Consider the following 12,066-nt stretch of genomic DNA (forward strand, 5'->3'; position numbering starts at 1 on the left):
TTCTATCTCCTATCTTATTAGTGCAAAAAATAGTATGGGTAAAACTAGGAAAATAAACATTGGTACCATAGTTTGAAGAGGTTCTGATACAAATTTCCCAGCAATCATCATGGCAAATTGATTAAAAGGAGATACTGGTTGTTTCTTTACTAACTCTTGGGAACTGGCTCCTTTTTCTTTCCTAAGTCCTAATTCCTTCAATCTTTCTTTAGAGACGTCATTCACAGATTCTTGAGTGACTAATTCTCCTTGGACAACTTCTCGATAAGTAGTCCCTATGTTTCCTTCACAGCGAAGTAACGTAATTAGTGGTGCGCCATTGACGTTTTTTTCCACTACACCTACTTCTGTATCCTTAATTACTTCATTACGTACTACTTTATACGTATAAACATTTTGAAAATCGGTAGCATAAATCAAATCACCCTCATTTAATTGCTTAATACGATGAAGCAAAACATCCTGATCATAAATATTATGGGCAAGTAAAACATAATTATCCTTACCTAACTGTTGATCAGAACGATAAGTAGCTGCTCCTGTCAAAAGATTCTCATTAGTCAAACCCGCCAGAATAGGCAAATCAATAGATACCTTAGGTATCGCTAGCTTACCTACCCCCCAATTATTTGTAGATTCCATTAACATACTTTTTGCTTTTGCATAATCTGATACATTGACACTGGCAATTTGCCGCTCTTCATAGTTTGCCCGCTGAATTTTATCCAGATTATAATTACTTAGACTCTCCGTTTCACCAATCTCTATAGGTGCAACGGCTGTATCTTCTTGCATGGTGAGATAACCATAAGTCGCAATTCCTAAAATCGTTAACATAAATAAAAAGATGAGAATAAAGTATGACTTTGTTATTAAGAACAAACGTTTCAACCGTTTTCGGCCTTTATTCACTTTCTCCGGGTTCAATGAACGAAATTGTTTTAAGTAATGGCGATAAAGAATCAATAAAAGTAAAAATAGGAAGAAATTAAATAGGAGAGCAAATAAAACAATGTTTTGATAGCTCCATAAATTTCTTTTTTTCACCTGTTGTTTTAACGCTTTTTGATAAGGAATACGGTGGCCGGTTACTAATAAACGATAAGTGTTTATTCCAGGCGGCGTACACGTCAATAAAGTAACCTGATCCTTGCCTGGATTAATATGAACCTTCTCAACTTCATTTGGCAATATTTCTTCAAATGAGTCGATTTTATAAGCTAATTTTTTCCCTAAAATATTAATGTAGAAAATATCACCTTTTTCTAAGCTTTTAATATCACTAAAAAGCACCTGATTTTTAACGCCACTATGACCAGTAATCACCGATCGCGTATTTTTTCCACCAATCGGAATTGAACTATCTTCATAGTGACCCAAGCCTTTATCTAAGGTTTTATATGACGTGCCGTGATAAAAAGGCATTTGTTTAATAGATATCGCTGGAATATCTATGGTTCCCATCACTTTAGAGGATTGTTTAATGACCTGTTGATAATCAATTTTCGGCACTTCATTTCCTTGTTGCTTTTGAAATATGTAATGATTATATTGTTGTGCCAATTGATATTGTTGTGCTCTTTCTTCTTTTGTTAAATGTTTTAATTCCTCATTATATGAACTTGATGCAGAACTGCGTTCACGGTTTGCCAACAGGTTCCCTACAATCGGATATAATAAAACGAGAACACCAGAGACAATCATAATGATGGCAAATACCATTAATCCAGATATTTTCTTTTTAGGTTTTGTTCCTTCTTGTTTAGCCACAGATGGTCTCCTAACTTTTTAGAAAATTAGGAGTAACCTTTCGGTTACTCCTATTGTTACTATTTGTAATGATTTTTTTTTCTGATAGTCCACAACCCTAACATTCCCATGATTATAAGAAATCCTAAAATCATAATTAATGATAAATATGTGCCTATATTGCCACTTGTTTGAGGTAGTCGACCAGAAGCTGTATTCCCTCCTCCAGTTTTTGTTCCTGTAGAAGGAACCTTAGTATCAATAACACTGGATTTTGGATAAAGATAAACATCATTTAATGCCGGACCTGAACGTTGTGGTAACGGAAGTTCCAAAATAACTGGATCCATCACTTTAGCTAATAAGCTATTGCTTTGCTCTTCTACCCTGTATGTTCCTTGCGCCAAGTGGCTAACTTTAGCTAATCCATTACCATCTGTCGTAATAGTCGTTGAAAAAGCATCTGTTCCTTCTACTGGTTGAAAATCTGTCGTTTCCTGTACAGGAGAAACACGCGTAATAACATAACTAATACCGGCTAAAGGTGCTAGACTATCTGAGCCAACTTCTGCTTTTGTCCCATCTATAGGAAAGGCCTCTGTCTGTTTACTGTCAGTAATTTTATATTTGACAATCGTAATAGATAAGTCCGTTTCTTCAGCTTGAACCTTTTCTGAAGCGAATGTCAGACAACTGATTGGAAGAAGAAAGAGTGTCAGTAACCCTAAAATCATTTTTTTTCTCATCTTATTTTCTTCCTTTCATTTTTCTGGGACGATAGTAGAACATTACCACTAGAAATCCTACCAAAGTAACACTTGTAGCGACAATCAGAAGAAGCATGAATACACTATTTCCTCCAGTAAATGGTAAGCCTGTTTTTTCATTATTAGCCACGTACAGGGGAATCGTTTGATCTCCTTGACTAACGGTTATTTTAATTGGGTCTTTTAATTTTTCATATCCACTAGGTGCTTTTGTCTCTACTAAGGTATAATCTCCTGGAAAAAGTTTATCGAAAATAATCATTCCGTCTGCATTCGTCGTAGCAGTATCAATTTTTTCTTCTTGATCTCCTGTATAGATATCAAACACAGCACCTGATAATGGTGTACCACTATCCTTTTCCGTATCACTTAACTTACCATCTTTATTGGCATCAACTGCTGTTCCTTCAATATATTTGAATAATCGAACATTTCCTGGACGAATCAAGCCAATATTTACATCTGTCACATGGTAAACAGAATCATCTACCCCATAGACCGCAGCTAAATCATTGATTATAGGTAATAGATAATCGGGTGTTTTATAATTTGTTGGACTAGCTTTTGAATTTAACTTGGGATCACTTCCTACTAATTGTTTGGTGACTTTTACTTCTTTTCTAGTCACCATGCCATCCACCATAAATTCTGCGACATAGTCCCCTTCCGGTAAGTTTTTAAAGATATATTTCCCATTAATATCTGTTTTGATTAAGGAATTGCCGGAGGCATCCACAAACTTCTCACCTGTGAGGCTTTCCTTAACTAACTCATCTTTATAACTAGTATTATCTTTGCTGGTGCGATAAAGTTTGACAGGAATATCTTTAGCATAATCTTCTGGTATGGTACTAGAAGTTTGATTCCCAATTAATCCATCTAAACTATCGTCATACCAAGCGACGCCAGAGATATCTCGACCGATCACGCGAACCCCTCGGTTTACCCCCTGAACAAATTGATTCAAACTAGAGTTTAATGATGGAGAGTTCACATAAATATCTCCCGCCTGTTGTTTATCTGGTCGTAAGGTAATTTTGAAGGATAGTGTCTCTCCAGGCTCCAGTTTGTCATAGGTAAACATAATCGCTTTCGCATTTTTTACGACAGATAAATCACTGCCAATGGTATACCAACCGGAATTCAAAGCAATGCTATTGGGATCTCTATCGACAGCTACGGCGTTATTGGTGTATCGTTTTGTTCCTGTCGTACTGCCGGATACTTGATCAACATTCACTACAGAATAGCTACCATTATAATTCGTCCCACGGTCGTCCCCTATAAAAGGTAAAACATCCAATACCCGTATATCACTCATGGCCACGGTTGAGTGGTTTTTAAAGGAGACCGTATACGTAAAGTCTGTTGGGTGGGTATCACTACTATTGGCAGGGTCCACTTGATTTCCTGCTTCAATATATGGTTTATCTACCACTTTATCGACGGTGATGGTCCCTGAGTTGGTGACAATCACACTCGTTCCTGCCGTTCGTTGACTTTCTGTAGAAGAATCTCGAATGGTATCATCCTTTTCTAGCCAAATATCACTGACCACAGAAGCTTTTAACGTGGCAGAATTTAAGACGAAATTCAACTGAGAAGGGATGATTGATGTATCAAAGGTTATCTTAGGATTATAGGTACTCCCTGCTGCATAATCTAATTCCCAAGTCAGTATCCAACTACCGTCGGAATTTTTTTCCATCCCACTGGGGTCTGGTAAGGGGTTTCCTTGATAGTCTATCGCCGTGCCATTGGTATATTGGACTTCTTTTGGAATCGTCACTTTAAATTGAACCTTATGATTTGAGTCTGCGCCACTATTTACATTCCCATCAACCGTCCATCGAATCGGCTCTGATGGAATATAAGCGGTTTTATTGGCACTAATAGTTGGACGAATAGTCATGGATCGAATGTATAAGGAGTCTGTCCATCCTTGTTTAGGTGTCATTCCTGTCTTTATGACCCCATCATCTGTATAAGTAGGTGCTTGATAGTTTAAATCACTGGAGGTAGATGGATAATACTGAACTTGTTTTCCATCTGAATCATAGACAAACGCATTGGTGAATAACCCATTGGGATTACCAGAAGCATCTTGAATACCTACTTTTCCATTAGCAATTAATGGAACTAGTCGTCTTGGCAAAACCGCTCCATTAGGTGAGTCAATCGTATAAACTGTCTTTATTGCAGAAATTTCACCATTAGCTTGTGCGGTAGCCACATCTGGATACCATGTATATTCTTTGTCAATTTGGTTCTGTGTACGATACATAATATCAGGAGAATTGCTTCCTACTCCATAATATTGTTCTGAGATTTTGCTTCCTGTAGTGCCATCATCGAAAGTAACTAATCTACTTGAATCATATTGAAAACTGTTACTATTCCACCTACCATATTGAATCATTTTCTTTGAACGATAATCTGTTGAACTTGTATAGATGCTTCCCCAAATATTACTTCCTTGAGTAATCGATCCGTCACCATTAGAGGCATAATTCACAGTATTTGACGGAGCAGTGCTTAAACCTGTTTTGTATCCATTTAAGAAGTCACTATAATTCTTCATGGATCCAGGCCATTCTTTGTTCCACGATACTAAAAGGCTAGCATCAACATCTTGTTCAACTCCTTCGTATTTTACTTTTGAGACACTTAAGGTATAGTCCATACTGACTGAGGTAGCACCAGTCCCTGTTTGTTTCTCTAAATATTCATAAGGAAATAGTACCTGCATAGCTATGACCGAAAAAGGTTCCGCATTAGAAGACATTTGATTTCCATCTAAAAACCACTTGTTTTTCCCTACACTAGCTGGTGTATAATCAGTATTTGTAATTTTCATGGTATTACTTGAAGCTATATTTTCTGCTTTTGGAAGACCAGTGTCATAAATACCTATTAAAGTACTAGATTGTTGAGTGGGAGGATACGTTTTTCGAGTATAACCTACTGGAGCTTTTACACCCTGACGAGACATTGGTTTATAAACAGAGGCATAAGAACTATATTCAGAAGTATATTTGGGATTATTAGATAGCCAATTGTTTAAGCCATCATACATGATTACTTCCATGGGATCCGTATCCGTTCCAATAGACAAATTTTTACTTGTTCCATTTCCTTTGTATACCATCTTTTGGCTAAGTGAATACTCTATTCCACCTACTGGGTAAGTGCTTCCTTTTATGCTGTAAGTTGTTGAACCAGTCCTTCCCGGTAAAGGCTTTAACTGCGCATAAGCTGCCACATTTCTTATCATTGTATCGGGTTTATCTTTGCTCCCAGTGGCTCCTTCGAAAGAAGCCATTGAAGGAGTTGAAGCCAACTTTATATCCACATAAGGCTTCGCTGTGATCTTTGCTTCTGCTCCTGTAGCCATCTCTGGAATCACACTACTATCCACTACTTGATTAACAGCTACCGTTGTCCCATCAGTTTTCTTCGCACTTACAATAGTTATAGAAAACTGTGGTTGTATTAAGTCTCCATTAACGCCTCCATAGGTGTCGACATTCTCTGTAAACCATCCTTGTCCTGTCCCTGCTAAAGTTGTCGTTACACTATGTTTAGAAGTTTTTGAACCATTTGCTTCTGTCGTGACTGTCCCATTAGTAATTTCTGCAGTTTGTCTTAACTTACCAGAAGAATCTTTTCTCCACGCATTCGGTAAGACCGTATCTAAACGAACCTCTAAAGATTCGTAATCTGAACTAACTGGAATACCATAATTAATCGTATATTGGACGGCATCGAAGGTACGAACTAAATCATTGTCTTTCCCACTGTCATATCCATCCCCACTTTTTGTATCAAAGGGGGCAACACCTGTTTCTTTTCCTACATCTACAGTCACTTTAAAAGGGGTATCGTTACTAACTGCCCGTGATTCTAATAGGGCATCGTTTGATAATTCTTCACCTGCTTCTTCAGGAGTACCTTCTTCTGTAATCTCATCTTCAGTTTCTTCTGAAGGATTTTCCGGGGGCACTTCAGGAGTCACAGGATTGGCTTCTATCGATTCTTTTTTTACAAATTTCATTAAGGTTTGTTGATTCTCAGGCGCAAATGCTTCTTGAATAAATAGTTCCATTCCTTCTTCATTGTGTTTCGTCACCCGAATTTTTTGTCCTTGATTGGCTTCTAATTTCAAATATAAATCTTTGTTTCCGTTCCCATTGTCCACTTGCAAGTAAGGAACTAATTCCACTTTAGGGATCTCAGAAGAAGTTGTTGTTTCCCCCGTTTGTTCTGTTTCTTCGGCTATTTCAGTTAATTGAGACTGCCAACTCTTGAGGGTTTCTGTTTGCGCAAATTCTTCTTGGCTCATCTCAGGAAGAGAAACTTCGTTTCCTGACTCACCAATAGGAAGAACTTCGAATTGTTCATTTATTGGAATCTTAACTATCGTGGTTGTAGTCGATTGTAAAGTCAAATCGGTTGACTCTTCTTGTGTTTCATAGCCTGTCGCAGGAGCGGCTTCTTCTCCTACAGTAATAGATACAAAAGGATTTTCATTAGAGGCTTTTAGTCGATCGCCACGAGGAATCATTACTACCAATATACCTATAATCACTAGGAGGGGTAAGACGATTACTCCTACTCTTTTAAGATTTAATTTCTTCCGCATCATTTTCTTACCTTTCTTCCTTTCTTCCTAAAGAGAAACTTTAGATAACATTATTTCCTTCCTCGCTATAGCAATAATTCTTTCTATAGGGGCTAAGAGATTTCAATAGATAAACTATTAATGACATACTTTTTTTATTGTGACGTCTTATGATTCATTAGTTTTCTATGGCTAGATCACTCAAAAATAAAAGACGTATATTTTCATTAATTATTTAAGACTGTTGACTGAATAACTGAATAGATATCATAGCTGAATCAATACACAGTATTCTTTCCATTACATGCTGTTGAAAATGTTACGCATGAACTATTTTTTACGAAGAATAAGATAGTCGATTGTACTGTTTATAAGAATGTGTATCTTTGTATAGCATCTTTAATCGTTTTTTTTTGACAAAAAATAATTAAGGATAGTGAATATACTCACTATCCCTAAAAGGTATTATTTAGGAATAAGAAAAATATTTCTGAAAAATATTCTTTTTACTTTTCCTTTCAACTCTTAAATTATACAGCGCGACGTTTCTTTTCAATTACTACTGCTGCAGTACCTACAGTAATCGCCCCTAAAGCAATCACAATCAATAAAGTCATACCAGCGCCACCAGTAAATGGTAAATCACTTTTCTTTTTATTCTCTACATCTACTACAAGATTTGTATCTGTATCTAATTTGACTGTCACTTGTACTGGTTTTTTCAATAATTCATATCCTGACGGTGCTTTTGTTTCCACAATCCAATAATCTTTTTGAATTTTGTCTTTTGCCCATGTCGCTTCACTATCGATATTTGGATCTTGTTTGCCATCGCCATTAGAATCTGTAAACCAATTAAGAGCTAGTCCATCAAATTGTGCTACTCCGCTGGCATTAGAAGTTGAAATAAGGTACGTAACACCACTCGGTAAAACAGGATCTGATGATCCATCATCTTTTAATGTGTAAGATTTACCATCTGAAGCCAGATATTTTTTAGCATTGGCATTCGCTTCACTATCTGCGATATAAAATTCAGCACCTTCTAATTTAGTATCCTTAGATTCTGCTGTTTTATTAATCTTAAATCCACCATTATAAGATTCTGGTTCATTACTTTCTTTATCCACTGGTTTTTGTCCAGGTATTAAATAATTCAATTGGTATTTATTTGAAATTGTTCCGTTAAAATCTTTATTCACGTGGGTTTTATAAACCACTCGTAGATAAGGCATCTTCTTCTCAGTTAATTCTTTCATCCCTGCTTGTGTTAAGTCTACAACTACCTTTTTAGCATCTCCTGCAGTTGTGTTAGTCACAGGGTCTCCAGCTGCCACCTTTGTACCATTTAAAGTAACTGTATACTGGTTGTCATTTGTTAAAGTAGTCCATGAAGAGCCATCAGTAGAAGATTGTACTTCAATATCGTCTAGTAATAAGGCCGTATTTAAATCATCGGTTACAGTTACATAGTTGGCATAAACTTCGTCTCCTATTGCCACTGGCTTATCTGAAGTTGTTCCTGATGTTGGATCGTATACATCAGTAATAATCATTTCCTTATCTGCTTTATAATACAAACCATCAGGTAGCTTAGTTGTTGCTTCCCATTGGAAATTATTACCCGCTTTAATCGAATATCCTTGCCCTTCTTCGATCGTCTTATCTAATTCAGCATCTGTCACAATATTTTTGGGATAGACATTCACGTCGTAAATAAGTTTGCTTGTATCATCTCTTTTTGTTTGTGGTAACCACACGAAGAATGGATCCATTGGCTTCGCCACTTCACCAGTTTTACCTTCTGTATCTGTATAACTATATTTACCACTAGAATCTTTCACTTCTCGAACCAAATAGATGCCATCTGCTTCTTTTTTATTGGTTAAATCTTTACTTACATTAAATGTTAAGCTACCGTCGGCAGCCGTCTTGCCAGTCATTTTCGTAAAGCTTGAGTCTACTGTATAATCGGTTCCCTCTTTTTGTTTTAATGGGTCTGTTAACGACACGCCATCTTTCGGTATCACACGGACCAATTCAAAATTGACATCCTTCATCACTTTTTTTCCATCTAAATCAGGTGCTGAACTAGGATCCAAAGTCTCTCCATCTCCTCGACCGCCTAAATCAGAATTACTTTTAATTTCATATTTCCATACTGTAATTGTCCGATCTGTTGTTGTATCTGAGCTGGCATTACTGCTAATTGTTTGTTCTGCATAAGCGCTTGCACCTAATCCTATAGGTAAGCCACCACCTAACATCACCAATGCAGCTGTGGTCACTACTAATTTTTTTGTGAAACGAATTTTTTTATTCATTTTCCCACTCCTTTTATTATTTATATTAATAAGACAACCTACTGTTATTCCTTCGTGTATGTTGTTTATAAATATCGATCTTTCTAAAACCTTTAAATGACTTTTAAATCAGTATTTAATTCTTTGTAATGTACTTTATAAAACTCTTCATTTAAGCAATAACCTTTTCCCCAATTCGTCATAATGGCATCTGCGAAGTCAAACACTTCCTGTATTTTGCGATTTAATTTTTTTATTCGTAAAGAAAGTTGACTCAAAGTAGAATTATTGCTTTTATGCCAAACAACATCAGACAGTGCTTGTCTCGTAACAGGCTTATTTTGCGAATCTATCAATGTACCAATGATTAACTGATCTTTAGGAGATAACTGTTTATAAAAAACATCAAAGGTCGTTACATAACTATTCTGATTTCCTAAAGCAGTCACGTTGGCACTGTATTTAAACATCATTTCTCTCATTTCAGAAAGCGAAGCTCTCGCTGAAAAGCAGTGGATAATTCCTTTATTGAGCCACTCCTCTTCCTCTTCTACAGATAAAAAGCCATCTATTTTTAATAAAACAACGTGTTTATCCCTACTTAATTGAACACTCATTTCTTTAGCTTCTGCTTGAGGAATTGTTTCGCTAATAATAATCACTGGAAATATGTCTATCCAAACAGGTAAAGATCTATTTTTTTGCCAATAAATAAATAAGTCGTTGGTTAAGAAAGCTTCGTGACTTAAGCGACGTAATTGTTCATAAAGAATCATTTCATTTTCTACATTTTCTGTTAAAACAAGCGTTCTAACCATCTCACTCCCCCCTCTACTTTTTTTTCATTTAAAAGCGTATAATGAATTACTTAACAATTTTTCATACTTGGTATAGAGAATTCTAAGTACAAGACTATAAACCTTGATATCAATAGTTTTTGAATAAGCTCATTGACGACCATTGACGGCTATTACGGAATAACGAGGTACTTTTTATCTTGAAAGCTAGCGATAACATAAACGGAAAATGTCACAGTCTTAAAAGAGGAAGAATCTAAAAAAAAACAAAAAAAGCCCCCCTCAGTTTTCTCATTTCATTTTTTAAATGAATATTGAAGAAAAATGACGTTAGGCGATTTGTTCTTTTTTTAAGATTGCTTGTTGGCGACTTTTTAAATTTGCATCAGTATAGACATCCAGGGTCATTTGAGTAGATGCATGACCAAGAATTGCACTTACTGCTGTGATACTCGCATTAGCTTCAATACACCTCGTAGCAAAAGTATGACGCAATTGGTGAAAATGAATATTTTTCAAGTCACATTTCGTTAAAATTTGGTGGAAATAGTAAGTAATTTGCCTAGGCTCTTGAGGTAGTTCCCGAGAGGAACAAACGTAAGGTCCCATTGCTTTTCGTGCACCCTTTTTTAACCATTTGTAAAGATTTCGACCGATAGGAACAACCCGTATTGATTGTGCACTCTTTGCCGATGTAAATAATAAAGTTGTTTTCTGTTGTTCCTGTTGTAAAGGAACCCGTTGGTAAGATTGAGTAACACGAAGTGTTTTTGCCTTAAAATCGATATCTGACCACTTTAAAGCTGATATTTCTCCAATCCTTAACCCAGTATGTAGCGCTAAAATAATAGGTAATCCCTTAGACAAGGGTAGTTGCTTTGCAGCAATTTCAACCTTTTCTTCTTCCTCAGTAGACAGAGATCGAATCATCTTTTTTTGTTTTTTTGGTAAGTCTATATGGTGACAAGGTTGTTGATTAATTTTTCCTTTTGTAAGAGCATCTTGTAAGCTCTTTTTAACAATTTGATAGATAACGTGAATGGTTGAAGCGCCAAGATTTTGGTCACTTAAGGTATCAATAACTTGTTGAATACTCTCTTTTGTTAACTGATTTAAAGGCATATTCCCTATATGAGAGAAGACATAACGCTTTAACTTATAAAAATATGTGGCATAGGTACTTTCCTTTAGCGTCTTTCTTCGTTCTTTTAGCCACTGATAGACCCATTCTTCATAGGATTGCGCACTTATCCCATTTTGTTGACAGACCTTTTGATAAGTCAATTTGTAATAATAAAGCTTCTCCTTTACTTCTTTATAGCTGCGTCCATAAATATAGCCATAATGGATTTTCCCATTTTCTTTGATTCCTTTTTTATATCGGCCTTCCCACCGTAAGTCTTTTCTTTTGTAGATATTTTCGCCTCGTTTAGGCATTAAAAAACACTCCTTTTTTTGACGGCTTAATTGACGGTTGTTAAAAATATTAAAAAAACAAAAAAAATCGAATTTATTTGTTAATTTTCAACTAACAATTATTTTTATTTGAAAAAAGATTGAAATAAATATGAATTTTGGTTACTATACAATTATAGTCCTGCATTTTAATCGCATTTTAATCGCATATATTGATTTATACTTGGTATTCTCTATACCAAGTATAAAAATAGTGAAAAAAAATAAAAAACTTGCACAAAAATCTACTCTTAGAAAGAGCAGATTTCTGTGCAAGCTTTTTCATATCTATGACACCTATAAACAGACTAACTAAATAACCATTGTGATAAATCAACTTCAAAAATACTTATAAAAATCAAACGTAAATCTTA

The 12,066-nt window shown here is 35.7% G+C and carries 6 protein-coding genes; all 6 read right to left on the bottom strand.

The genetic code is table 11. From position 1 onward, the window contains the following. Positions 1–9: 9 nt before the first annotated feature. The 6 genes from ID741_RS03205 to ID741_RS03230 all read right to left on the bottom strand — a co-directional run bounded on the left by ID741_RS03205 (position 10) and on the right by ID741_RS03230 (position 11,674). Positions 10–1,722: a class C sortase gene (locus ID741_RS03205; protein WP_438720440.1), complete on the bottom strand. Its 1,713-nt coding sequence runs from the start codon at positions 1,720–1,722 to the stop codon at positions 10–12. A 107-nt stretch (positions 1,723–1,829) separates the two neighbouring features. Further along, positions 1,830–2,495, bottom strand: coding sequence for a pilin N-terminal domain-containing protein (locus ID741_RS03210; RefSeq protein ID WP_438719015.1), 666 nt, complete (start codon positions 2,493–2,495; stop codon positions 1,830–1,832). A gap of 1 nt (position 2,496) precedes the next feature. Continuing rightward, entirely contained in the window at positions 2,497–7,161 is a 4,665-nt protein-coding gene (locus ID741_RS03215; protein ID WP_438719016.1) for a SpaA isopeptide-forming pilin-related protein, read from the bottom strand. 506 nt (positions 7,162–7,667) lie between these two features. Further along, a complete protein-coding gene (locus ID741_RS03220; protein ID WP_438719018.1) occupies positions 7,668–9,461 on the bottom strand; it encodes a SpaH/EbpB family LPXTG-anchored major pilin in 1,794 nt (597 codons plus the stop codon). 92 nt (positions 9,462–9,553) lie between these two features. After that, positions 9,554–10,258, bottom strand: a complete 705-nt coding sequence (locus ID741_RS03225; RefSeq protein ID WP_438719019.1) for a helix-turn-helix domain-containing protein — start codon at positions 10,256–10,258, stop codon at positions 9,554–9,556. 309 nt (positions 10,259–10,567) lie between these two features. Then, entirely contained in the window at positions 10,568–11,674 is a 1,107-nt protein-coding gene (locus ID741_RS03230) for a tyrosine-type recombinase/integrase (protein WP_438719020.1), read from the bottom strand. Between the last annotated feature and the right edge of the window lie 392 nt (positions 11,675–12,066).

Source organism: Enterococcus sp. AZ103, assembly GCF_051714685.1.
In the GTDB taxonomy this organism is placed as follows: domain Bacteria; phylum Bacillota; class Bacilli; order Lactobacillales; family Enterococcaceae; genus Enterococcus_A; species Enterococcus_A alishanensis.

Bases quoted from the DNA above. Each gene is read 5' to 3' on its own strand.
- ID741_RS03205 (WP_438720440.1), bottom strand. From the start codon at position 1,722: ATGGTATTTGCCATCATTATGATTGTCTCTGGTGTTCTCGTTTTATTA.
- ID741_RS03210 (WP_438719015.1), bottom strand. From the start codon at position 2,495: ATGAGAAAAAAAATGATTTTAGGGTTACTGACACTCTTTCTTCTTCCA.
- ID741_RS03215 (WP_438719016.1), bottom strand. From the start codon at position 7,161: ATGATGCGGAAGAAATTAAATCTTAAAAGAGTAGGAGTAATCGTCTTA.
- ID741_RS03220 (WP_438719018.1), bottom strand. From the start codon at position 9,461: ATGAATAAAAAAATTCGTTTCACAAAAAAATTAGTAGTGACCACAGCT.
- ID741_RS03225 (WP_438719019.1), bottom strand. From the start codon at position 10,258: ATGGTTAGAACGCTTGTTTTAACAGAAAATGTAGAAAATGAAATGATT.
- ID741_RS03230 (WP_438719020.1), bottom strand. From the start codon at position 11,674: ATGCCTAAACGAGGCGAAAATATCTACAAAAGAAAAGACTTACGGTGG.